This is a genomic window from Roseivirga thermotolerans (genome assembly GCF_014653175.1).
GTDB lineage: Bacteria > Bacteroidota > Bacteroidia > Cytophagales > Cyclobacteriaceae > Roseivirga > Roseivirga thermotolerans.
Genome location: NZ_BNAG01000002.1, coordinates 801,049 through 824,596, shown reverse-complemented (window position 1 = coordinate 824,596; position 23,548 = coordinate 801,049). Strand labels below are relative to the sequence as shown.

Genomic DNA, 23,548 nt, shown 5'->3' with positions numbered 1-23,548 from the left:
TTATCCTCCTATCATTACTGTTGGTGCACCGGTAAGTATGGTACCTCCATGTGCTGTTTCATCGCCCATACGGGCTGCCGGTCGGCCCTCAATCATCACCGTGGTACTGCCTTTAACCACGGCATCGGGCGGGCCTACACATACGAGCATATCGCCTACCACAGAGGCTGGCATACCCGCAATGATTACCGTTGGAGCACCAGGTCCTACAATGGGGCCTCCCACATGGGGTATTGGCACCGGGGCCGGATCTTCCATCGGGCATTCATGAAAATCGGTAAGGCGTGCTGCTGGTGGCATTTGGCTTAATTAATCATTACCATAGCTCCACTAATGGAAACTTCTGTACCTCCTGAAATCGATGTGCTGGTTCCTCCCTCAATCGATGCTTCCATATCGGCCTGAGCACTAATGCTCGCCCCTTGTATGGATACTGACTCCCCACCTTGAACAGTGACACTTTCGCCTGCCTTCATGGTAATGGACTCAGCCGCTTGCAGAGTCATGCTGGAGGCACTTTTTATAGTGATCCCAGACGATGACATTTCTATTGAATTTTCATTCTGATCTTTAATGGTGATGCTCTGATCCTGATCGCTCCACACCATTTGGTTTTCGCCAGGAGTTATAATGGTCACCACTTTGTTTTCATCATCAAAAATCAGTTTGAGTTTATTCTTGGTAACTATCGCCTTAGTACTATTGGTCTCATCGGGCGTGTAAGGCGCGTTTTTGCTATTGCTATTGTACAATGAGCCAAGAACTATGGGGTACCTGGGATCATCATTAAGAAAACCCAATACCACTTCATCGCCAACCTCAGGATAAAAGAAGGAGCCGGCCTCATTGGTTGCGTAAAAATTGGCGTATCGTGCCCACACTCCATCACCTCCGGGCGCAATTATGGGTACGTCTACCAGCACTCTGAATTCACCATCCGGATCTTCATTGATCTGCTTTACCGTACCATTTTGAAGTCCTTGGATTCCGGGCAGCTGCCCTGATGCCAGAGGTGCTTGCATGCGCACCTGAGAAGTAAACCAGTCGGGAGAAATTCCCATTTGCACTTCCGTGATCCAGTTACCAGCGGAAAGCTTATGCTCTACCCCGGAAATAAAGGCTTTCCCATTAAATCGCCCTCCCATACCACCTATACTAATGAGCGTGCCAGGCAAGGCTTTTGCATTGCCCTGAAAACTCACCGAACCCCTTATTTTCGCATACTTAGACTTGGTGGTTTGTGCTTTGGCCCATGTGTTGAGACTACCTGAATCTAAGGGAGCGGTAGACTGCAATTCAAAGTCGCTAAGACCAATCACTTCGGCCAGTTTGCTGTTCGAAATATTGCCTTGAGAGTAATCTGAAAGGCTTGACTGCCCCGATATGATTTGCTGATTTTTCATATCCCAGGCATTGGCTTTCACCGATTTATATTGATTAAGCGCATCTACCGATGCATCAAAATCAAGAATATCCTGCCCATAGACCACCTCTAAAACTTCAGTGGTTTCACTGTCAGGGTCTTTTACTGAAACCTTTCCGCTTTCAGTAGTTACTATCATACCATTGAACTCTGCCCTGGAAAGTATAAAATCCCAATCAGTGGCATAGTACTGAACAATTTCGGGTAGCTGGCCTGAAGTGGAAGATACATCAGCTGTTAGGCCTCCATAGTTTCCAATTACTTTACTTATGGCATCACTATCGGTTGTGTCTTTATAGTAAGCATTCTTTCTGCCAACGGTCATTTTTACCGCTTCATCTTTGCACACCACCTCCAAAACGGGCCCTTGTCCGCCCATTACACGAAGGCCCTGACGAAGCACAATTCCTTTAAACACGGTTTCATTGTGACTCTCATAGCCCATTTTTACTTCAATGGAAGTACCCGGAACAAAAGTGTCTGAATCGCTGATTGGAAAGTCTTCTTGCGAAGCACTCCCATCTAACACCACTATTTCACAGGTAGCTATTTTATTTACCTCCTTCTGAATATTTATAGAAGTGACATTATAGGTAGAATCAATAGGGCTACCGTTCGCCAACACTTGGTAGGTGATCAAATACGTTTCGCTACTTACCGGTGCTGAAGGCATGTTACTGTGAAGCTAATGGTGGAAAATAAAGGGTAGAGCCTGACTTAAGGTGGAGAATGGAATCGAGCTTATTGTGCTCGGCAACCTTTAGCAGGTGCGTTTCATCGCCATATACATTGTATGTGAGTGATGGCAACAAGTCGCCAGAGACCACTGTTTTCACATGGGTCATATCCGGTGAATTGTCTTTGATAGGTTTGGTGGGCGCTACGTACTCCTTAAAGTCTACCGTAACCTTAGCCCGCAAGGGAGTTCCATCTGATTTAAAGAGTGTGTAATTCACCGTCATACCAGTAAGCTTACACTGATAAACCAGTGCATTTCCCCAGGTTACTTCCAGGTAATTAGGACTATGAATGTTGCCATTGTAATCATAAACTACCTTTCGAAATTTCTGTATTTCGCTGCCTACATCAGTAACACTGGTATTGACCACCCCGGTGGCGTCAAATATAAGGTCGAACTTAAGCGTGGTTGGAGTAGATTTTTCATACTTCAAAGTAGCCTCCGGGGTTCCCGGAGCCTGTTCTTCATTGTAGCTTATATTATAGCTTTGGGTGTAAGACTCCGGATTGAGCATAGCCGTATAACTCCCTATCTCCGATCCAAAAGTATCATCCTTAAAAGCCCTTATCATAAGTTGCTTCAATGCCATTATCGCTCTTTGTTACGTTCTATGATTTTAACCACCTGATGAACACAGCTTTCAATCAACTCACGCTTTTCCTTATCTGTGAGCTTTTTCTCTCTCGAGGAAGGGCGTCCTTGATTGGCCACTATGTTAGTCCTAATGATGAGTTCTTTGATTTCTACTGGCATAAGGCTGTTAAGACTTTTTAAATGAGTTGTAGGCAAACTCTAGCGTTTCCACCACTATGCCATCTTCTTGTGACTTTAGATCCGAAATGTTCCATTTTACCGGATAAGCATTCACAAAATTCCAGGTCATCAGGGGCGACTTATCCGCATTAAGCAAGGAAAGATTAATCGACTTGGTTTTAATGGCTGAGTCCAGCCCTGATGTCAGTGTTTCTATACACCACTGGGTAAGTGCCGAATTTGGCGACAGAATGCCTCTTTTGAGAACCAAATTCGAATACTTAGTAGCCTTAGGAAGTTTATACTTAAAAGTATTGTCTCCTCCATTGGCCACCTCCTCTGTTTCTATTTCGGCACTAATGCCCGAAGCCTCCTGAAAGCCGGCATCGGCATCTCCGGATATACCATCGAAGGATAAAGAAAAGTAAAATGACGGAGCCGGATAATCCATGGCTAGCTTAGTTCAAAAGGTTAAGAGTTAGCAATTGTGAGCCCTTCATGGGCTATTTCAATGGTATCTACAGCTACCTCATTACCGTCAGACTTCAGGTCAGTACCGGTAATTTTGGTGGGCCATGCATTGGTTAGCGTCCATACCATGGTTGGCTTCCCCGATTCATCGAGAAGCTTAATGGTAACGGTTTGCCGTTTTATGGTATTCATCTTAATCTGATTGTACCAGTTCCAGAAGGAGTTGTCTTTGACAAAAATGCCTCGCTTCATAGTTACGTTGCCATACTTGGCTATACCCGGCATCTTAATAGTGCTAAACTGAGCACTATTACTGGCCCGATATTCTATAATTTGTGTTTCGGCCTCAAGCCCTGAAACCTCCTGAAAGGCTATGTTTTGTGCAATGGTTCCCCAGTCTACGGTGAACCTAAACTTGGGCATTGGCCATACATTGTTTTCGGTTTCTCCTGCCATGATTATGTTTTTTTGATGATGTTTTAATTTCTGTGTTTACTGATTAAGACTTAGCCATTTCCTGTTCTACCTGAATAATGATGAATTCAGCAGGGTGAGTAACGGCCAGTTTTACGGATACACGCATGATTCCCTCCAAAATATCTTGGGCTGTCATGGTCACGCCTAGGCCAACCGCCACACTAAACGCATCGGCTGGTTTAGCTCCTTGCAAAGCGCCTTCTTTCCATATGTTGGTTAAGAAGTTTTCTATCATACTCTGCACCGAACGCCAGGTGTTGGCATCGTTTGGTGCAAATACATAGGCCCTGGCTGCCAGCTTTACGGACTGTTCTATCATCGTAACCGTTCTGCGAACACTGATGTATCGCCAGTCATCGCTGTTCCCATCCAAAGTTCTGGCTCCCCAAACCAAAATGCCCTGTCCGTTGAAGAAACGTATGGCATTTACTGATTTACCACTTACGGCATCTACGTTAAGCCCTGCCTGCATGGAGTCATTTATGTTTAAGGTAAGCCCGACTGCACCCACCGGGGTAACGTTGGCCGGAGCATACCACACTCCCTTGGTATTATCTACCAGGGTATAAATGCCCGCCATTGCCCCACTGGGAGGCAGGGTATTGATTTTGGTCTGAACAATGTTCATTACCTGTTTGTATTGTTTGCTGGAATTCATTAGCGCCTGATTAAGCTGACCAGTGGTCATGCCTTTGGGCGGATTTTTAATGTTATTCAAAATTTGCTCAGCTGACGGGTTTGGAGCTGAAGGAGGATTAACTATTGCAGAAAGTGAACTAGTGTCTCCACCGTTCAGGTTTTCATAACTAATCTCATCCAGTTCTGTAATGGTTGTATTTAGAAATGGATAGTATGCCGCCCCATAGTCTAACCCGGTATTGCCTGTGCTATTTCTAAAATTCTGAATATCCTGCGTGTAAAGAATCGGGTCTGGCGCATCGCCACCAATGATATCGAGTAAGGACATGGCCGTACCCATTTGATCACTTTGCATAAGCATAGACTCCATTAGTGTACTGTTGTCATTGGCTGTGAGCAATGTGGCCTCTGGTACCACGTACATGGTTACTTCGGTCACTTTTTGCAACTGAGCCAGGCCATTCTGCAAATCAGATAGTTTCACATTGGGGTTCACTATCTGGCTACCAGGCGAAACAGGCGAGCCTGTGCCTGCTCCATAAGACCCAACAGAAACAATGTATGCCGAACCTCCACCATTCTCGAAAAACAAACGGACACTGTTGTATAAATAGTAAATGGTTCCCGGATCCGGATCAATGGTGTATATACTCCCATTGATAGTGTAATAAGAACCTTTTTCCGGGGCCTTCTTCTGCTGAGTGAGATAATACTGCGGTGAGTATTGACTAGCGGGAGCTGCCGGAGCCGGTGGATTTGGAAATGTAAAAAAGGCCTGAAATTGCTGAAAAGAGGTAATCTTAACAGGGGTATTCAAGTACGATTGTCCTTCATACTCTGCTTGTGGTGTATAACCTATAAAAGCGGGTATGGCGGTTGCAACTTCCACAACAGAGTTGGGAAAGGCGTTTACTTCATCGATATAAACACCTGGAGTTTGACTTGCGAGTGGTGATAATGCCATAGTTTTATTCTTTACTGCTTAATAATTCTATAAATACACATAGATGGACGAACAAGCTATTTCCTGATTGCCTGCATCTATATTTTCAATACTGGTTATGGACGATGGAGAAGCTACCGGCAGCTTCTCAATGACAATATTGTTTGTCAATGCGTCATTACTTTCTGCCTGACTCTCTCCTATTTTCTTGAGCGAGCAATAGTGTGCAGGCTGTTCTCTTAAAGGATAATATCGGCTGCCGGATGAATATTTATAAGCAACGGAGCCATCGGATATTTCGAGCTTTTCGGGGCCTGAAAACAAATTACCCTCGGAGTCTTGAATTACATATTCTTGTGAATGATCTTCTGTTGTATTGGCCAGGTAATAATTCCACTGAGTAGTACGGGCACTGAAGGCAATGGTATAATCTTTACTGGCCAGCTTATTATTGACCAAAAACTCATCCAGGTGAATATCAATAAACCCGAGTGTTCCTGACATAAGAATGTCGGCCTGTAAAGTAGGTAACAACAGGCCTGTGTCATTCTCTGAAACATTTTTGTTGGAGAAATGATAAAGGCTCAGCTGCTCTAAAGAAGTATCGGTGATGTAAATAAAGTCTTTGGCCGTACTATGCAGATTGAACCTCAGATAAAAATTGCCAAAAAAGCTCGTGAGCTCTTTAATATACTCTACATCAAAGCTCTCATTGTGGTAAAGGGCAAAGCCTTTTTCGGTAGACTTAAACAACAACCCTGCATTCCACATAAAGACCTGTGCCTTTTGGTCGGGCACCACCTTTGCATCTCTGAAAATTCCGTTGACATAGTAGCTATGCAATAGATCGATTTGGCAAAGCGGTCGATAGGTGATCTTCTTCATACAGGCCGGGCCTCCACCCCTTGCGTGTTGATGATCGATACAATTTCCATTACCTGATCGGCCTGGAAGGTGAGCATTCGCACCTTAAAGACAATGGAAGGAACGTATTTAGCCCCCATTGATGACCAAAGGTTGTAGGTTTCATTAGAATTGAGCTTGAGCACCTCCAGGGTAAGTTGCAACACACGACTGTCTAAACTGGGAGAGTTTTGTGCATTGAATATGGGCTTGGCCTGAAAAAAGTAAATGGTGTCTGAAATAAATTTGAGCGACTCTTCATATTGGTTAAACAAACCGGAGAAAAGTATATTCATATTGAAGCTCAGGGGCGGATAGTACTGATCTAGCTTTCCTGAGTTTACCCGCCCATGCAGAGTAGTATTAGTGGTGGTTTCATGTTCCAGGTTTACCAAAGTAACCAGAACCTTATTCCGATTTTCTTCCGGTATAGCTCCCCCCTGATCTAAAATAGCGCCAAGCTGAACACGGCTTTCCTGAGAGTTGTATTTTCTCTTTAGGAAGTCGTCCAGCTCAGTGGCAATGTACTTCAGGCTTTCCTTGATCATGTGTTTACCATCAATTCTGTGCCTTTATTCCAATTCTCCCTAAAGGTTACCCTGCCAAAAGAAAAAAAGCGGAAAAAAATTTTCCGCTTTTAATTTTTTACCGAACATTTAATTCTTTCAGCGATCTTATCACATAAACAACCTACAGGTTATCAATTACTTACAAAAAAGGTTATTCGCTTCGAAGCGAGTTGACAGGATTAGAGTTGGCCGCTCTTAAAGCTCTATAGCTCACTGTAACAATGGCTATGAACAATACTCCTAAGCCTGAAAGCAAAAACACGTCTACCCCTACTCTAACTCTATATTCAAAGTTTTGCAGCCAGTTGTTCATAATCCAGTAGGCTATTGGAGAGGCAATAACAAAAGCCAGCAAAATTTGCCGGGTAAAAGAGCCTGAAAGCAGCATAAACAGTTTCCATTCACTAGCGCCAAGTACTTTTCTTATACCCAACTCCTTCACTCTTTTCTGAATGGTAAACGATGCCAAACCAAACAGGCCTAAACAGGCAATGAAAATACTCAAACCGGCCCCAACGGTGAAAATAACCTGAGCCTGACGGTCGGACTCATAGAAGGTTTCCAGTTGTTGATCGAGGAAATGGTATTCCATAACGGTGCGGTTGTCGAATTTCTCGTGCACCTTTCTGGCTTCATCGATAATACCGGAGATATTTTGTCCTGAAACTTTTAAAATAAAGTAGTCGATAACTGCGGCTTCGTTATTCCAGGCACCCACAATAAGAGGTTCTATACTGGTGTGCAACGATTGATAATTGAAGTCTTTGAGTACCCCAATTATTGTGTACTTGCCGTCTCCGCTGCGCGTTTCCAGTTGTAGCGTTGCCCCTATAGGGTTTTCAATACCCAACGATTTAACTGCGGCCTCATTGATCAGAATTTTTGTACTGTCAGATACATCATTACCACTAAAAAACGTACCATCGGCCAGCTTAATATCAAAGGTTTTCAACATGTCGGGGTCAAAACTCATGTAATACAGCTCAGTAGAATCCATTACAGCTCCACCCTTATTGAAAGCGCTCACTTCTACCCTGTTTATGTTTTTCCACTCACCCGGAACTCGCGAAGCCACTCCAACACTCTCTACCCCGGGTATCTGGGCAAATTCATTCTTCATGGTTTTGAACACCGGTCTTACCGCACCATTATTAATATCTATAACCAATAGGTTTTCCTGGTTAAAACCGAGGTTTCTATTTTTTATGAAACTCATTTGGTTAGAGACCACCAAAGTGGAAATAATGAGTACAGTAGACAAAATGAATTGAAAAATAACCAGGGCCTTGCGAATGTTGAACGAACCTCCCTTTACCTGCTCTCCTTTGAGAATATTTACCGTTTTAAAACCAGTCATGAAGAGAGCAGGATATATACCTGACAGAACCCCGATAACCACCGTAAGGCCTATGAGTATATCGGCATAATTGAGCAGGCTATACCAGCTAAACTCAAAGTTTCTACCCGTTAACTGGTTAAAGAATGGCATGGTAATATCGGTAATGGCAATAGAAATAAACAAGCCTATGAAAGCTATAACCAGCGACTCAGTAAGTATTTGAGCTATAAGTTGCTTGCGCTCTGCCCCCACAACCTTGCGAATTCCAATCTCTTTTGCCCTGAAAACAGCCTTTGAAGTTGCCAGATTCATGTAGTTGACAGCGGCAATAACTACCAGAAACAGAGAAATAAAAATAAAAATGGTGGTGTAGGTTTTATCACTTTTAAATCGGGCAATATCCGATTCAATATGGGCAGACTCAAAATGAATATCTTCTAAATTCTGAAATTCGAACCTTACCATAGAAGCTACGTTTTGTGGCATTTTAGAAAGTGCCAGATCCGATGCTTTGGTTTCAAATGCGTCATGGCTAATTCCTTCTTGAAGCACCAGGTATGAGGTGGAGTTAAAATCGGTCCAGGAGTTTTTTACGCTTTCCATGAGGTTGGGCGGAAGCAGTTCGCTAAAGAACAGCTCGGCAAAAAGATGCGAATTGTCCGGAATGTCTTCCATTACCCCGGTAATTTCTACATTACCTCCCTGGGTAAGAATGACTTTTCCCAACACATCTTCCGTTCCAAAAACAGCGATGGCTTTGGAACGCGAAATAACCACAGACTTAGGTTGAGCAAGAGCAGTTCTTGCATCACCACGAAGCAGCTTAAAATCAAAGACCCTAAAAAGCTCAGGAGTGGTAAAAAAGAAATCTCTATCCGTAAAATTCTGATCATTGACCTTGTAATTAATTTGGTTGCCATAGCGATAGAGGGTGACCTGATCTTCTATTTCGGGAAGTTCTTCCAGCAGAGTTGTAGCCAAAATCATGGGATTGGCCCCATGATAACGGTGTTCATCGAGATTGGTCTGAATGGTCAACGGCCTTACAATCCGGTCGGATTTGGAATGCATTTTATCAAAACTCAACTCAGCCTTAACAAAGGTGAGAAAGAGAGTAGCTCCCGCTATACCAATGGCCAACCCTATGATATTTATAAAGGCATAGGCCTTGTTTTTCCAAAGGGTGCGAAAGGCGATTTTAAAATAGTTCTTTAGCATATTGTTTAATTTTGAGTTTTTCGATTATTCGGAGCGAAGAGTTTGAGCAGGGTTACACAAGGCTGCTTTTACGGCCTGAATACTCACCGTAAGGAACAATACAACAAGTACCGTGAGCCCGGCAAGCGCAAAGGCAGAAACACCGATATTGATCCGGTAGGCAAAACTTTGCAACCATTGGTCTATGAAGTAATAGACCAACGGAACCGAAGCCAGAAAGGCAATAGCAAAGAGGTATACGAACTTTTGATTGACTAACCAGACCAACTGCTTTACACCGGCTCCTAAAACCTTCCGTACACCAATTTCCTTAATTCTCCTTTCGATGGTGTAAGCAGTCAGGCCATATATGCCCAAGCATGAAATAACAATGCAGAGTATGGCAAAAACCTGAATGGCCTTCTGAAGTTTGGTCTCTTCTTCATAAAAGCCATTAATGTTGTCTTCCAAAAACCAGTAACCCATGGGGTAATTGGTTTCAATGGCCTCCCAACTGTTTTTTACATGAGCAATGGCCTCCTTCTTGCGATTAGGATCAATTTTTATGGTCCAGAACCAATTGGTTTTTCCACTTACCGTAAAAACAGCCGGAGCCACCTTGGAGTGTAAGGACTGAAAGTTAAAGTCTTTAACCACGCCAATAATCGGCCTTCTCCCCGACTCCGGACCATATAAACGGAGCCTTTGTTCCAGTACCTGTTCTATACTCAATCCATTGGCTCGTACAAAAGCTTCATTGACTAAAACTGCCGAACTATCTGCCGCATGGCCAGGTGCAAACGAACGACCGGCAACCACCTCAATTTCCTGTATCTCCAGAAAGTCCATGCCTACGGTAAAATAGGTGGAAACCGGAGCTCTATCTATCGACTGGCCATCGAGTACTGCCGTACCGGAATTGTTAGTAGAACCAAAACCAAGTACATCCATGCCGGTGGTTGCAGCATAGATATAAGGGCTTTTGAGCAATTCGTTTTTGTAGGTGGTAAGCTGGTCGGCCACCTTCTGAGAATTGTTGGGCACAATGAGAATATCGTTTTTACTAAAACCTAATTCCCTGAGCATCAAAAATTTATTCTGCTTTAAGATGAGAAAAATAGAACTCATTAGAAGAGCGGCAAAAAACAGTTGTGTTCCTACCAGCAAGGATCTTAGCCCATTGCCACGCAACCAGCCCGGCCTGAGCCCCTGACGCAGCGACTCTCCAGGTTTAAGGCCACTTACAAACACAGCCGGATAGGTCCCGGCCAATAAGGTTACCAAGATTAAAATGAAAAAAAGCCCCCACCAATACACCGGATTGGCCAGTAAATGATGCCGAAAGGAGGTTTGCATAAAGTTTTCGAAATAGGGTAAAGCCAGATCGGTTAGTAAAATGGAAAAGAGCACTGCCAAAAGTGTGACTAGCAGGGCCTCGCCCATAAATTGACTGAACAACTGAATACGGTAAGCGCCAAATACCTTCCGAACCCCTATCTCTTTTACTCGCTTGATAGCTTTGGCCGTAGAGGCGTTGATGTAATTCATGCAGGCGATGGTCAGTATAAAAAAGCCAATTGTAGCCAGCAATAGCAGGTTGTCTTTATTGCCCTTTTTAAAACCTTCATCGAAAGTCACATGGTTAGAACCAAAGTAGATATCGTGTACCGGTTGCAGCACATAGCTCTCCCTATCGAGCGCAGCATATACCTCTGCATTATCTCTGTAGAGCTCCTTGTAATAGGCCTTAATTCGACCGGCCACCTCTTCGGGAGCTACTCCTTCCGACAGGGTGAAATAACCATACACAGAATTGGCAAAGCCTTCGCGAATAATTTGATAGTCTTCCTTTTCATCACGTAAATTGAAGTTGAAGAGAAAATCGAACTGCAAATGAGAGTTCTTCACATCCTCAATAACGCCTGTCACCTGAACTGTAAAATTCATGCTTCCGGAAAAATGAAGCATTTCGCCAATAGGGTTTGCCTCTCCAAATATTCTACGGGCAGTAGAGGCATTGATTACTACATTTTGGGGCTCAGCCAGGGCGGTTTGGGCATTGCCTTGCAATAGCTCAATGTCGAAATAATCGAAAAACTCAGGTTCGGAGAAAAAGAACTTCCTTGACTTGAACTTAACCTGATCATGCTCTACCAACAAAGGCCCCGCACCATGATCCCTGGCCATTAGAATATCTTCTACACCCGAAATTTGCTCTTCTATGGTGTTAAAAGTTTTTACTCCCACCGTACCATACGTTCTCTCTTCCCCATCACCGGTTTGTTCGGTAAGTAAAAAGCGGTAAGACGGATGACTTATAAATCGATCGTGACTCCATTCATTTTCAACATACAAGCCTACCAATACAAAGCAGGTAATGCCCAACGTTAGTCCCAATACGTTGAGTATAGTATAGGCTTTATTACGCTTTAGGCTTCTGTATGCAGTGATGAGATAGTTTTTAAGCATGGTCGATCGGTTGGCTTAAGATGTCTGAGACTTTTTTAAGAATCGGGAAGAAGAACGATAAAGTATTATGCCCGAAAAGAGAAACAACAGGCTGGTTAACGCTCCCAAAAACCCCAGTTGTTCGGCAATATGAGCCTCCGGCACCGGTTTAAGAAATTGATTTACTGTACTAAGAAGCAGTCGAATTGAAGACCAGATAATGAGTAACACCGCCCAAAAACGTAGCGCACGACCAAAGCCTTTGGCAGACTTTTGCAGCGAAAAGAACAATAAGAAAATCACCAATGCAACCAGAGCCAATGGCAGCCAACTGCCCAACCATGCATAGGTTACTCCCCTGTAAGCAAAAAACAAAAGAGTTAAAAGCAGGGCCAGGCCAGGCAAAGAGTGCGCCTTAAAATCCTCAATCGTAGTTTGTTCGCTGCCTCTCATATCACTATAGATTTAATGACCTCTTCTACCAACTGAGTGCAAGACAGCAGATAGTCAAAATTTACGGTTTCGTAGGTGTCTTTCGGAGTGTCTTTGTACGGACTAGAATCTCCATGATAATAGCACTCCCCGGCTCCTATTACACTGAATCCGGGCAGAACAAACGCATCGAAGTCCGTTGCTCCTACTTCAAAACCCACAGGATTAATTGCTTTTTGAAACAGAGGAACACCCCGCTTTTGCGCTACCTGGCGGTAAAGTTCACTGAGTTGCTCATTGGGCGAGAATGTCTCCATAGCCCAATCTCCGTTAGAGTCCCAGCCCACCATATCGAAGCAATGCACCGAGTGGACCTCCCAATCCGTATCGGCCAGCCAACCTGCAAAAGCCTGACTACCAATAAGCTCCTCTTCTTCCTGATCGAAAAACACGACCATAACATTTCTGGCCCGTTGGTCTGTTTGAGTCAATTCTTTCAACACACTATATATTAAAGCTATTCCTGTAGCATTATCAATTGCTCCAGGCGCTCCCCTCTTTCCCGTATCGTAGTGGGCTCCCAACACCACATATTCGTTGCTTTCTTCAGTGGCAGGTAGTACTGCATATACATTACTCCCCTTAAAGGGGTTGAGAATCAGGTCTATGGCCGGGGAAAGGTTTGGCGCCTTATAGTTATGTTCTCTGGCAGTTAGCCCTAACTCCTCCAGTCGAGCCTTCAGGTAGTCCTTGGCCTGTGCCCTACCATATGCCGACCACCTGCTAACCATTTTGGAGCCATCGGGCAAGGTCTGATGCCCCGATAGTTCGGCCACCATTACCGACTGATAATCGGCCCGATTTTGAGGTAGCTCATTAAGTGAGACTATTCCTTGGTTCTGAGAGTTACACGCACTCAATATCAGCCATATTAAAACCGGAAGTCCCATCGAAAATCGGGAAGGACTCTCTCTCCGGGCAATTTTTGGGTTGAAGGGCTTACTCATTGCGCAGCGACTTTACAGGGTCTTGCTGGGCGGCTTTTATGCTCTGCAAACCCACCGTGAGGCTAATGACTACCAGCGTTAGCAGCACCGCTAAAAATATAGGAGCTATTCCAAAATCTATTCGATAGGCAAACTGCGAGAGCCAATCTTGTCCTGCCCAAATAATGAGTGGACTGGCTACTACCGCAGCAATAATTAAAAGCAGAAGAAACTCCCTAAAAATAATACTGTTGATTTGCAGAACAGAGGCACCCAGTACTTTGCGTATACCTATTTCTTTGGTTTTTCGCTCTATTACAAAAGTGACCATACCAAAAAGCCCCAAAGCTGTGAGCGCAATACTGATGATGGAAAACACCGTAATGGCTTTAAGCAACCGCATTTCCGACTCATAAAAACGCTCAAACTTTTGGTCTACAAAAGAATAGGTAAATGCTTCTTCTGGCTCAAATTCGTTCCACTTGGTTTCCAAAAAAGACAGAGTTTCTGCAATCCGCTCCTTATCTACCAATACGGAAAGGTTCCAAATGTTCCATGGCGCAATTCTAAAAGCCACCGGGCTAATCTCCTGGTGCAATTTCTGGAAATGAAAATCCTTAACCACACCTATAATTGGCAATCCTTCATTTTGAGCATTAAAAAGTGCTACTTTTTCATTGAGCGGATTGGTGCCCCCAAGCTGGCTTACAAATGTTTCGTTTACAATTAGTGCCATGGAGTCGGAAGAAAGTGTTCTATCGAAGTTTCGTCCTTCAATTACCTCAATCTGATAAGTATCCAAAAAGTCATGATCTACACCAAACAACGTGGTACGAATGCTTTGTTCAGGGTTAGACTTGGGGTAAAATTCGCCCGAATTATTAGTATAGCCCAATCCTAAAATATCTGTACTGGCTGAGGTAGATAAAACGCCAGGATTCCTTTCCAGCTCCGCCTGAAAGGCCCTTAGCTTACCACTCAGGTTTTTGGTAGAAATACTGAAGGTTAATACCTGATCTTTGTTAAAGCCCAGCTCCTTGCTATTGATATAGCGGGTTTGTTGATAGGCTATGGCCGTAACTGCAATAAGAAAAAGAGATATGGCAAACTGAAAGAAGATTAGCACCTTTCTGGCTTTGGTTCCTTTTAAATTGGCATTGGCCGAAATTTTAAGCACTCTCGAAGGTTGAAAAGAAGACAAGACCAACGCTGGATACACCCCGCTAAAAAAGGCCGTGAGCAGTGTAATAATGATTAACAAGGGGAATAACCCTACCTCTATTAAAGAACCGGTGGTAAATGATTTTCCCGACAACTGATTGAACGAGGGTAGTACAATATCTATCACTAAAACGGCTAAAGCCGCAGCCATAGTGGTTACGACTACCGACTCGCCCAGAAACTGATAAATGAGTTGTTTACGGTGAGCCCCCATTACCTTGCGCACACCTACTTCCAAAGCACGCTTAGACCCTTTGGCCGTTTGCAGATTTACATGGTTTATGCATGCCACTAACAATACGGTAATGGCTATAAAGAGTAAGGTATTGACTATGTTGATGTTGCCCGACTCAAAAGCCATGAACTGTACATGACTTGTGCCCAAATACATATCTGTTAAAGGCACATAATCAAACCGATACATATCGGCATGCTCCGGATCTTCTTCAGCGATCTTTGCATTTCGGCTTTGCCTGATCAGGTCTATAGGGTAACCATCGGCCAATTTTATATAGGTATACAAAGAGGCCTGATACCACATGTGTGGAATACTGCGGCCCCTTGAATCTGTCATTTCCCATGGTATAATTGCTTCAAAGGGAATGTGTGTATTTTCAACATCCTGGGCTATACCCTTCACAACCAATTCTTTATCGAACGATGACACCCTGATGGTTACCGTCTTGCCCATTGCATTGGCATTACCAAACAGTTTTCGCGCAGTGCTTTCAGTGAGCACTATGGCCGAAGGATCGTTGAGTACAGTGGTGGGGTCGCCTTCAATAAGGGGAAATCCAAAAAATTCGAAAAAGTTGGCGCTGGAAAACCACGAGTCAACCGAAACTTTCCGGTTCTCGTTTCCCTGTGGCATAATAGAATAGCTGTTATTACGAATTTTAACCACATCGGCTATACCCGAGTAGTTGTTCTTTAAGTCCTGATAATCTTCTTCGCCCGAAAGTCCGACCACACGGGCATTATTTCCCAATTGTTCAAAAACCTGAAAGTAGATTTTCTCCCTATCCGTTATAGATTTGTCGAAAGAGCGCTCATACTTTACGTAGAGTAGTAGTAGCAGACTGCAACTAATTCCAATGGTGAGCCCAAGAATGTTGGTGGTAGAGACAACCTTGTTCTTCCACATGTTTCTAATGGCCAGCCGAAGATAATTTTTTAACATACCGTTGTTCATTTATTTGACCTGGACACTTCTATGCCAACACAATACCAAAGCCACTACCCTCTGTAAATCAATTTGTTATGAATAAAAAGACAAATACAACCATTTATCAATGTCCAGCATCATAACAGAACTGCCCAAAAATGGGCACTTTTCAATAACTTGTCTCCACAATTCTTCCCCATGAAGCAAAAGGCCAAAATACTCATTCTCGATGACGACAACTACGTGTTGCTTTCGCTGCGCATACTCATAGAACAACACTACACCGATGTTCGGGGCATTAACAACCCCGCGCAATTAGAAACTGCCCTTCAGGAAAATGATTTCGATGTGGTTGTGCTCGACATGAACTTTATGGCAGGTGACACCTCGGGCCGCGATGGGCTCAAATACCTCAGACAAATCAAAGAAGCCAACCCAAAAACTTCGGTGCTGTTATTAACTGCCTATGCAGAAATAGACCTGGCGGTTGAGGCTATGAGACTTGGAGCTTTCGACTTTTTGGTGAAGCCATGGGAAAATGAAAAACTCCTGGCCTCCATTAAAACGGCCTTTGAATTGAATGCCTCAGCCAGAAAGATTGAACAGTTGGAGTCCGGCAAGTCGGTATTGCTGCAAGAACTGAATGCCCCTTTTCATAATATTATTGGTGACTCTCCGGCCATTAAACAGGTGTTTCGGCAAATCGACAAGGTGGCCAAAACCAAAGCTAATGTGTTAATTACCGGAGAAAATGGCACAGGTAAAGAGCTGGTTGCCAGAGCTATTCATAATGCCTCAGACCGAGCCTCAGAGATTTTCCTGAACGTAGACATGGGAGCCATTAGCGAATCCTTGTTTGAAAGTGAACTCTTTGGTCATAAGAAAGGAGCCTTTACCGATGCCCGAAACGACAGAATGGGCAAATTTGAAGCAGCCAATGGTGGCACCCTTTTTTTGGATGAAATTGGCAACCTCTCTCTTCCCCTACAAGCCAAACTGCTGCGGGTTATTCAAGAACAAAAAGTAACCCGTGTAGGAGAAAACAAAAGCACCGATCTGGACATACGCCTGATTTGCGCTACCAATGCTCAACTGGAAGATATGGTAAAAGCAGAGGAGTTCAGACAAGACCTGCTCTTTAGAATAAACACTATAGAAATTCAGCTGCCCCCACTTAGAGAAAGAACAGAAGATATTCCGCTACTTGCCAACCACTTTTTAGAAAGCTATAAGCAGAAATATAAAAAAACAGGCCTTTATGTGCCGGATTATGTGATCAACAGACTCATAAAATACGATTGGCCCGGCAACATCAGAGAGCTGCAGCATGCCATAGAACGAGCGGTTATAATGTGTGACGGCAAACAATTGCAGGTAAGCGACTTTAATCTAAAAGAAACCAATGAAGCCGAAAGCGGTACCCTCAATTCCTTTAATCTGGACGATCTGGAAAAATGGGCTATAGAGTCGGCCATAAAAAAACATCAGGGCAATATTAGTCATGCAGCCCAAGAGTTGGGCTTGAGTCGTGGAGCCCTTTATCGCAGAATGGAGAAACATGGTATTTAAAGATTTTCGCTTTCAAATTATTCTTCGGTTGGCCGGGCTCACCCTGCTTGGTTATGGCCTGTTGTACTATGCTTTTATTGAGCACAATGCGATTCGCATTTTCTTTTTGGCTCTGTTTAGCCTGCTCTTGCTCATTAATCTATTTTACTATCTATACCGTACCCATCGCATTACCAGCAACTTTCTAGAGGCCATTCTAAACAATGATTTTACCATAAAATACCCCACCGTTCACGAGAGCAAACAGCTCAGCGACCTCTATGAAAAATTCAACAAGGTGAACGATAAGTTTTCGCAGAACCTTCAAGATCAGGCCAATCAATACCAGTACCTCATGACCATGATTAACCAGCTAAAAATAGCCGTGGTGGCCTTCGATGAAAGGGAGCGTGTCCATGTGGTCAACTCAGCCTTTAAAGCTCTGGTAGAACAAAAAGAGGTAATCAAACTTAATTCCGTAAAGGCCATTTCTAACACACTCTACGAGAGTATTCTGGAATTGAAACCCAACGAACAAAAGGTGGTAAGAGTAACCATTCAGGGGCAAATTCATAGGTTTTCGGTTGCGGCAAGCATCTTCAAACTGAGGCAACGAGAATACACACTTGTTTCCCTGCAAGATATTCACGCTGAACTCGATCAAAATGAAATGGAGGCCTGGCAAAAGTTAATTCGGGTACTCACCCATGAAATCATGAACAGCGTATCGCCCATAGCCTCATTGTCCTCTAGTTTAGAGAATCTACTGCTCAAGTCAACACAGACCTCAGAGCACAAAAGCACCTTATTAGAAGGCATGGGAGCCATAAAAGCCAGAAGCCAGGGTTTAATGAATTTCACACAAGCCTACCGTAAGCTAACCCGAATACCAATTCCACGCATTGAAACCATAGAGGCGACTCCTTTCATACAACAAATTGAAACATTGTTCAGGTCTACCCTGCCGGCAGACACCATCCGGTTTCAAGTTGAAGTACACGAAAATTGTCCGAAGCTTTTACTAGACCCTGATTTAATGCAGCAAGTAATTATTAACCTATTAAAAAATGCACTGGAAGCCGTTCCGGCCCAAACAGGTTCAATACAGCTGGCCCTAAAGCCCCACGAGGCCACCGGTCAGGTAGAAATAACAGTCGCAGACAACGGCCCCGGAATTGACGAGAAAATAGCCGAACAAATATTCATTCCCTTTTTCACCACCAAGTCCGAAGGTTCAGGAATTGGGCTTAGCCTGGCCCGGCAAATTGTTCAATTGCATGGCGGCAGTCTCAGCTTTCAGACCGGCTCCAATGGCACCACTTTTAGCATCAAGTTGTAGCTCTTGCTTTTCACTTTAAGCCTTTTAATTAGTTTTGGGAGAAATTTGTTGAATCCATGAAGAAGATACCTCGGTTAGCCCTCATACTGGTTATTATTTTTGCCAATATTGGTTGCGATCAGATTACCAAAGATCTGGCAAGAAAGAATCTTGAATACCACGAAACGGTTGAGGTTTTAGGGGAATACCTCATTCTTACCAAAGTCGAAAATCAGGGAGCCTTTCTGGGTATGGGCTCTACGTTGCCTCCTGCCTTGCGAACCATACTTCTTCTCATTCTCCCCTCCATTGTAATGGTGGCCGTTTTCGTTTACCTTATCCGCAACAAAGACATAAGCCCAATAAGTGTGTGGGCCTTATCATTCATTGTTGGCGGAGGTGTAGGCAACCTATACGACAGGATTTTGTATGGTGAGGTCACCGATATGTTGTTCATTGATCTGCAGTTTGCCCATACCGGCATTTTCAATATGGCCGATGTTTCGGTCATGGTAGGGACAGGTCTTATTCTTTTAGAGCAATTCTTACCCAAAAAGAAACAGGAACTTAAAGGACAAGCACAATAATTCCATAAATTTTAACTTCTATAACCTTAGTGGTGTCAGGTACAATATGAAGAACGAAAAAATCAAAAGCCTGAAAAGTTTGCTCCTTGTGTTGATGCTGGCCTTGACTTGGGCTTGCGACTCGGGTGATGACTCAGGGCCGGTTGAACCGGAAACCAAAGGCCCCATATCGGGAGAAGTAAACCTCTACAGTAGCCAGGGTGTACCCACGGCTTATGAAGACATGACGGTAACCATTGTAGGCACCTCCATGAATACCAAAACCAACAATCGTGGAAAGTTTAACTTTTCAAGTGTAGATTTTGGCGAGTACCAATTGGAATTTAAGAAAGAAGGCTTTGGCACCTTTTACAAAACGGTTGAACACAACAAAGGCTTTAGCGTGAATGGTACAGTCCTTACCACGCTTTCTCTGGGCAGAATTTCTAACACTGCTATTTATGACGCCATTCCGAGCCAGGAAAATGGAGATATTAAAGTAAGGGTTACAACTATCCCCGTGGGTACTAGCACCGACCCTGTTTATGTAACTTTTTTCTTCGACTCTGAAGTAACAGTATCCAATACAGAAAATGAAGGCATAAAAGGCCCCATAGCCTTCTTTTCAGGCCAAGGAACCAATGAAGTGACCATTACCGCTTCGGAGCTGGCAAGTATGGGCTTTACTTCGGGTGAAACCGTATACTTTAGAGTATATGGCGACTCATTCCATACCAATGCCTATGTGGGCGCTGCCGGAACAGTACACCCCAATGCTAAAACACCAGGCTCCAGTACCATGTCTGTGGTTTTGCCCTAGCTAATTCGAAACGTAAAATCAGATTTCCTTTAGGCATACACAACCAACCCTAGTTTCTGTGCTGTTCGGTTGTGTATTACTGGAGTTCTGCCAAAGAGAGTCATTCCTTATTTTGACGGAGTAAAGTCGTAGTAATACATTTGCCCCTGAGAAGAGCCTACGAGCAATTTGTAACTCCCCAGGAAGCGAGTTGAATAAACCGTTTCCTGATAACCATGAAAGGTAAGGCTACATTGACCAGTAGTTAGATCCCAAAGCCTGAAGGTCTGATCGTAAGACCCGGTTATGAGATACCGGCCATCCGGAGAAAAATCGAGACCATAACCCGTTTGCTCATGGTCTGTAAAATGATACTTCATAGATTTTTGAGGCAAGTTCCACAGCTGCGCTCCTTTGCTTCCAAACAGTGCCAGAAAGTTGCCATCAGGACTTATAGCCATCTCATTGATCGAAGCCTCAGTATTAAGGGTATAATCTATTTGCCAGTTGTCCGTATTAAATACCACTACCCTGCCGTCTGAAAAGCTCACAAACGCCTGGCTCTCTGTGGGGTTGGCAATAACTCTAAACGCTCCTTTTCCAATGGGTATTACAAGCTCTCTGTCATTGACCAGGAACCGAATTCGCAGCGTGGTATCTCCTACAGAGGCCACGGCATTGGCCTTGTTCAGATACAGTACTCCATCAACTCGAGAAGTATGCCCTTCGTACGTCCTAATTTCTTTGCCTTCTTCTACATCCCAAACCCTTACAACACCATCGAAACTAGCCGTTGCCCAGCGCTGCCCTTTCGCGTCCATCGATGCCGCAAGTCCGGACCGGTCTTTAAAATCATGAATTTGCCCGCCCGACTCTACCGAGTAAATACCCAAAGTATTAGAGCATGGAGCACCAAACCAACGAGCGTCCGGAGTGGCTGTCAACTGCCAGGGGCCATAGTCACAGACTTCGAAACTGTGACCAAAAGGTTTCTCAATATTCCACACTTTCAGTGTTCCATCGCTGGCTGCAGAATAAAGTAAAGCATTGTCTTTAGACCATGCGAGAGCATTTACTGTACTCGCATGCCCAATCAGTCTGATTTTCCGGCTCATATCACTGGTGTTCCAAACCAAAATAGATTGATCTTCTCCGGCCGAAGCTGCCCAACTGCCATTGGGCGAATAGCTAATTGCCTTTACTGTTTTTGTATGCCCCTCAGAAGATTCAATTTTTCGCAAAAGCTCTCCGGTTGAAGCATTAAGCATATGAATGCGATGATCTGCGCTGCCCAGCATTAGTGTATGACCATCCGGACTAAGGGCATTGCTATGAAAGGCGTTGTACTCTGCCGGATCAGAAAGATCATAGGCCCACAGTTTTTCACCACTATCCACCTTGTATGCAATAGCCATCTCCCCCCAGCACGACACTATCATTTCGCTCCCGTTTTTAGTGAAAACAAGACCAGCTGCCGGGTGAGGCTCCGTTTCTATTTTCCGTATCAACTCTCCGGTTGCCACGTTTAGCAACTTGGCGAAGCCCATCACAGGAGGGTTGTTACCTGTTAACTCCCAGCTAACCACTCCCAGAAGATTGCCCCCCGGACTAAACCTCACCTGATAGATACCCTGGCTAAAATCAGTAGTATTGACAAACACCTGTTGTCCTGTTTTTAGGCTCCATAGTATAACCTTATGGTCACGACCACCTGAGGCCAAAAACTGACCATCAGGACTAAAGTCTAAGCTGGAAACAATACTCTCATGGCCTTTAAACTCCAAAGTCACAGACAAATCGGGTAAGCTGTATAGTCTTATGATGCCGTCTGATGCCGCTACGGCCATATACTGCCCATTGGGACTAACTTTTATATCTGCAAAAGCCTTAACCCCTTCTACGGTTATTTGCTTTTCACTTTGGTCGAGAAACTTATTAAGAAAATGCCACTCCAAACCTCTTAGACTCTCGTCTGTTCGGTATAGATATTTCTTTGCTTCGCTTATTTTATTGAGCTGTAAAAAAGCCTCCGCAGCGGCTATCTGAGTTAGGTATAGCTCATAGGATCCTTCCGTAGGCTTGGGCTGTGCTTTGGCCATAAACGAAGAAAGACTAACAAACAAAATAGCGGCAAAAAATGGCTTCATGATATTCCTGTTAAAATAGAGTTTTAGTACTAACAAGCACTACTGAAAGTACAGTCAATATAGTGAGACTTGGGCTATGGCAAGATATTTCCACCCCAATTATGATGAGATAGTTTCTGGCGCTAAGGCACAGAATGATGGCGTAAATACTTTTTACCCAACAATTCAACTATTTTTGTCCATTCATTGTTAGGCCTACTAATTGGTAGAAAAATGAAAGAGAGAGTTGTTGTTGGTTTATCAGGTGGTGTCGATTCGAGTGTAACAGCTCATTTGCTAATTGAACAGGGCTATGAAGTTATTGCCATGTTTATGCGCAACTGGGTTGATGATTCTGTAATTATCTCCGATGAATGCCCCTGGGTAGAAGACAGCAACGATGCTCTGGCGGTTGCCGAAAAACTGGGCATTCCTTTTCATGTCATAGACCTGAGCGAGCAATACAAAGAACGTATAGTTGATTATATGTTCCGCGAGTATGAAAAAGGACGCACCCCCAATCCTGATGTACTTTGCAATCGGGAGGTAAAGTTCGATATATTTCTCAATGCAGCCATGCAACTGAAGGCGGACTATGTAGCCACCGGCCATTACGTACAAAAGGAGACCGTTGAGGTAAACGGGGAGACTGTACACCGTTTGCTTGCCGGAGCCGATGCCAATAAAGACCAGAGCTATTTTCTTTGCCAGTTAAACCAGAAACAACTGTCTAAAGCATTGTTTCCTATAGGGCATTTGCAAAAGTCAGACGTACGAAAAATTGCCAAAGAACAGGGCCTCATAACAGCCGAAAAGAAGGACTCCCAAGGGCTTTGCTTTATTGGAAAAGTGCGGTTACCCGATTTTTTGCAACAGCAACTCAAGCCGAAGAAAGGTGAAATAAGAGAATTAGAGGCATCAGCCGAAAATTTTGAGGCTTATCGCCAGAACGGAAATGCAACCTACTCCTCTAAGAAAGATGAACTAATTGCCCTCACAAAGCCCTACTCATACCAACCTACTGATGGTAAGGTAGTTGGAGAACACAATGGAGCGCACTACTACACCATTGGGCAACGAAAAGGCCTTGGAGTTGGAGGAACTCCAGAACCTCTTTTCGTAATCGAAAAAGATACCGAGAACAATATAATCTACACCGGACAAGGCGAAAATCATCCGGGCTTACTGCGAAAAGGCCTCTTTGTAGCCAACAAAGATGTACACTGGGTAAGGCCCGACCTGGCATTACAGCCTGGAGAATCGGCCGAGTATCTGGGGCGAATCCGTTATCGACAACCTTTAGAGCAAGTGACCCTACACTGTGAGCCCGAGGGTGTCTATTTCATTTTTAAAGACCATCAGAAAGGTATTGCTCCGGGGCAATTTGTGGCTTGGTATCAGGGCAATGAACTGCTTGGTTCTGGAGAAATAGCCTAGGCAATCATCACTCGGTTAAACCTTCTCATGACCCGGTGGTCTAACCACC

General features: G+C 44.0%; 20 protein-coding genes. 5 read left to right on the top strand and 15 right to left on the bottom strand.

The window, feature by feature from the left end; all coding sequences use genetic code 11:
- The 14 genes from IE164_RS09505 to IE164_RS09440 form a co-directional block, all read right to left on the bottom strand.
- Entirely contained in the window at positions 1 to 300 is a 300-nt protein-coding gene (locus tag IE164_RS09505; RefSeq protein WP_189629979.1) for a PAAR domain-containing protein, read from the bottom strand.
- A 5-nt stretch (positions 301 to 305) separates the two neighbouring features.
- Positions 306 to 2,096 (bottom strand): type VI secretion system tip protein VgrG, encoded by a 1,791-nt coding sequence (gene vgrG / locus IE164_RS09500; RefSeq protein WP_189629978.1) that lies wholly within the window; start codon positions 2,094 to 2,096, stop codon positions 306 to 308.
- A 1-nt stretch (position 2,097) separates the two neighbouring features.
- Positions 2,098 to 2,751 carry a CIS tube protein gene (locus IE164_RS09495; RefSeq protein WP_189629977.1) on the bottom strand — a complete coding sequence of 218 codons (654 nt, stop codon included), beginning with the start codon at positions 2,749 to 2,751 and terminating at the stop codon, positions 2,098 to 2,100.
- Positions 2,751 to 2,915, bottom strand: a complete 165-nt coding sequence (locus tag IE164_RS09490; protein ID WP_189629976.1) for a DUF5908 family protein — start codon at positions 2,913 to 2,915, stop codon at positions 2,751 to 2,753. Before IE164_RS09490 ends, IE164_RS09495 begins: the two co-directional genes overlap by 1 nt.
- A 7-nt stretch (positions 2,916 to 2,922) precedes the next feature.
- Positions 2,923 to 3,366: a phage tail protein gene (locus IE164_RS09485; RefSeq protein WP_189629975.1), complete on the bottom strand. Its 444-nt coding sequence runs from the start codon at positions 3,364 to 3,366 to the stop codon at positions 2,923 to 2,925.
- A gap of 20 nt (positions 3,367 to 3,386) precedes the next feature.
- Positions 3,387 to 3,842 carry a phage tail protein gene (locus IE164_RS09480; RefSeq protein WP_189629974.1) on the bottom strand — a complete coding sequence of 152 codons (456 nt, stop codon included), beginning with the start codon at positions 3,840 to 3,842 and terminating at the stop codon, positions 3,387 to 3,389.
- Positions 3,843 to 3,885: 43 nt separating this feature from the next.
- On the bottom strand, positions 3,886 to 5,466 hold the full coding sequence (locus IE164_RS09475) for a phage tail sheath family protein (protein WP_189629973.1): 1,581 nt from the start codon (positions 5,464 to 5,466) through the stop codon (positions 3,886 to 3,888).
- A 27-nt stretch (positions 5,467 to 5,493) separates the two neighbouring features.
- Positions 5,494 to 6,330, bottom strand: coding sequence for a hypothetical protein (locus tag IE164_RS09470; protein WP_189629972.1), 837 nt, complete (start codon positions 6,328 to 6,330; stop codon positions 5,494 to 5,496).
- Positions 6,327 to 6,896 carry a Pvc16 family protein gene (locus IE164_RS09465; protein WP_189629971.1) on the bottom strand — a complete coding sequence of 190 codons (570 nt, stop codon included), beginning with the start codon at positions 6,894 to 6,896 and terminating at the stop codon, positions 6,327 to 6,329. The genes IE164_RS09470 and IE164_RS09465 overlap by 4 nt, the downstream gene beginning before the upstream one ends.
- Positions 6,897 to 7,068: 172 nt before the next feature.
- Positions 7,069 to 9,474, bottom strand: coding sequence for an ABC transporter permease (locus IE164_RS09460; RefSeq protein WP_189629970.1), 2,406 nt, complete (start codon positions 9,472 to 9,474; stop codon positions 7,069 to 7,071).
- A gap of 24 nt (positions 9,475 to 9,498) precedes the next feature.
- On the bottom strand, positions 9,499 to 11,922 hold the full coding sequence (locus IE164_RS09455) for an ABC transporter permease (protein WP_189629969.1): 2,424 nt from the start codon (positions 11,920 to 11,922) through the stop codon (positions 9,499 to 9,501).
- A 15-nt stretch (positions 11,923 to 11,937) separates the two neighbouring features.
- Positions 11,938 to 12,354, bottom strand: coding sequence for a hypothetical protein (locus tag IE164_RS09450; protein ID WP_189629968.1), 417 nt, complete (start codon positions 12,352 to 12,354; stop codon positions 11,938 to 11,940).
- Entirely contained in the window at positions 12,351 to 13,340 is a 990-nt protein-coding gene (locus tag IE164_RS09445; RefSeq protein ID WP_229838603.1) for a M28 family metallopeptidase, read from the bottom strand. The genes IE164_RS09450 and IE164_RS09445 overlap by 4 nt, the downstream gene beginning before the upstream one ends.
- On the bottom strand, positions 13,333 to 15,720 hold the full coding sequence (locus IE164_RS09440) for an ABC transporter permease (RefSeq protein ID WP_189629967.1): 2,388 nt from the start codon (positions 15,718 to 15,720) through the stop codon (positions 13,333 to 13,335). The genes IE164_RS09445 and IE164_RS09440 overlap by 8 nt, the downstream gene beginning before the upstream one ends.
- 183 nt (positions 15,721 to 15,903) lie before the next feature.
- Here IE164_RS09440 and IE164_RS09435 point away from each other — a divergent pair, with 183 nt between their 5' ends.
- Genes IE164_RS09435 through IE164_RS09420 form a run of 4 tightly spaced genes read left to right on the top strand, consistent with a single transcriptional unit; the run spans position 15,904 to position 19,957 of the window.
- Positions 15,904 to 17,274, top strand: a complete 1,371-nt coding sequence (locus IE164_RS09435; protein WP_189629966.1) for a sigma-54-dependent transcriptional regulator — start codon at positions 15,904 to 15,906, stop codon at positions 17,272 to 17,274.
- Positions 17,264 to 18,592 (top strand): sensor histidine kinase, encoded by a 1,329-nt coding sequence (locus tag IE164_RS09430; protein WP_189629965.1) that lies wholly within the window; start codon positions 17,264 to 17,266, stop codon positions 18,590 to 18,592. Before IE164_RS09435 ends, IE164_RS09430 begins: the two co-directional genes overlap by 11 nt.
- Before the next feature lie 56 nt (positions 18,593 to 18,648).
- A complete protein-coding gene (gene lspA / locus IE164_RS09425) occupies positions 18,649 to 19,158 on the top strand; it encodes a signal peptidase II (protein ID WP_189629964.1) in 510 nt (169 codons plus the stop codon).
- 46 nt (positions 19,159 to 19,204) lie between these two features.
- On the top strand, positions 19,205 to 19,957 hold the full coding sequence (locus IE164_RS09420) for a carboxypeptidase-like regulatory domain-containing protein (protein ID WP_189629963.1): 753 nt from the start codon (positions 19,205 to 19,207) through the stop codon (positions 19,955 to 19,957).
- A 107-nt stretch (positions 19,958 to 20,064) separates the two neighbouring features.
- On the opposite strand, the gene IE164_RS09415 is transcribed toward IE164_RS09420, so the two are convergent.
- Positions 20,065 to 22,083 carry a WD40 repeat domain-containing protein gene (locus IE164_RS09415; protein WP_189629962.1) on the bottom strand — a complete coding sequence of 673 codons (2,019 nt, stop codon included), beginning with the start codon at positions 22,081 to 22,083 and terminating at the stop codon, positions 20,065 to 20,067.
- A gap of 213 nt (positions 22,084 to 22,296) precedes the next feature.
- Here IE164_RS09415 and mnmA point away from each other — a divergent pair, with 213 nt between their 5' ends.
- A complete protein-coding gene (gene mnmA, locus IE164_RS09410; protein WP_189629961.1) occupies positions 22,297 to 23,499 on the top strand; it encodes a tRNA 2-thiouridine(34) synthase MnmA in 1,203 nt (400 codons plus the stop codon).
- Positions 23,500 to 23,548 lie beyond the last annotated feature (49 nt).

What these genes read in the sequence shown, in the direction of transcription:
- IE164_RS09465 (WP_189629971.1), bottom strand. Translation starts at nt 6,896, where the DNA reads ATGATCAAGGAAAGCCTGAAGTACATTGCCACTGAGCTGGACGACTTC.
- IE164_RS09490 (WP_189629976.1), bottom strand. Translation starts at nt 2,915, where the DNA reads ATGCCAGTAGAAATCAAAGAACTCATCATTAGGACTAACATAGTGGCC.
- IE164_RS09480 (WP_189629974.1), bottom strand. Translation starts at nt 3,842, where the DNA reads ATGGCAGGAGAAACCGAAAACAATGTATGGCCAATGCCCAAGTTTAGG.
- vgrG (WP_189629978.1), bottom strand. Translation starts at nt 2,096, where the DNA reads ATGCCTTCAGCACCGGTAAGTAGCGAAACGTATTTGATCACCTACCAA.
- IE164_RS09455 (WP_189629969.1), bottom strand. Translation starts at nt 11,922, where the DNA reads ATGCTTAAAAACTATCTCATCACTGCATACAGAAGCCTAAAGCGTAAT.
- IE164_RS09470 (WP_189629972.1), bottom strand. Translation starts at nt 6,330, where the DNA reads ATGAAGAAGATCACCTATCGACCGCTTTGCCAAATCGATCTATTGCAT.
- IE164_RS09430 (WP_189629965.1), top strand. Translation starts at nt 17,264, where the DNA reads ATGGTATTTAAAGATTTTCGCTTTCAAATTATTCTTCGGTTGGCCGGG.
- IE164_RS09495 (WP_189629977.1), bottom strand. Translation starts at nt 2,751, where the DNA reads ATGGCATTGAAGCAACTTATGATAAGGGCTTTTAAGGATGATACTTTT.
- IE164_RS09445 (WP_229838603.1), bottom strand. Translation starts at nt 13,340, where the DNA reads ATGAGTAAGCCCTTCAACCCAAAAATTGCCCGGAGAGAGAGTCCTTCC.
- IE164_RS09415 (WP_189629962.1), bottom strand. Translation starts at nt 22,083, where the DNA reads ATGAAGCCATTTTTTGCCGCTATTTTGTTTGTTAGTCTTTCTTCGTTT.
- lspA (WP_189629964.1), top strand. Translation starts at nt 18,649, where the DNA reads ATGAAGAAGATACCTCGGTTAGCCCTCATACTGGTTATTATTTTTGCC.
- IE164_RS09440 (WP_189629967.1), bottom strand. Translation starts at nt 15,720, where the DNA reads ATGTTAAAAAATTATCTTCGGCTGGCCATTAGAAACATGTGGAAGAAC.
- IE164_RS09475 (WP_189629973.1), bottom strand. Translation starts at nt 5,466, where the DNA reads ATGGCATTATCACCACTCGCAAGTCAAACTCCAGGTGTTTATATCGAT.
- IE164_RS09450 (WP_189629968.1), bottom strand. Translation starts at nt 12,354, where the DNA reads ATGAGAGGCAGCGAACAAACTACGATTGAGGATTTTAAGGCGCACTCT.
- IE164_RS09505 (WP_189629979.1), bottom strand. Translation starts at nt 300, where the DNA reads ATGCCACCAGCAGCACGCCTTACCGATTTTCATGAATGCCCGATGGAA.
- IE164_RS09460 (WP_189629970.1), bottom strand. Translation starts at nt 9,474, where the DNA reads ATGCTAAAGAACTATTTTAAAATCGCCTTTCGCACCCTTTGGAAAAAC.
- IE164_RS09435 (WP_189629966.1), top strand. Translation starts at nt 15,904, where the DNA reads ATGAAGCAAAAGGCCAAAATACTCATTCTCGATGACGACAACTACGTG.
- IE164_RS09485 (WP_189629975.1), bottom strand. Translation starts at nt 3,366, where the DNA reads ATGGATTATCCGGCTCCGTCATTTTACTTTTCTTTATCCTTCGATGGT.
- IE164_RS09420 (WP_189629963.1), top strand. Translation starts at nt 19,205, where the DNA reads ATGAAGAACGAAAAAATCAAAAGCCTGAAAAGTTTGCTCCTTGTGTTG.
- mnmA (WP_189629961.1), top strand. Translation starts at nt 22,297, where the DNA reads ATGAAAGAGAGAGTTGTTGTTGGTTTATCAGGTGGTGTCGATTCGAGT.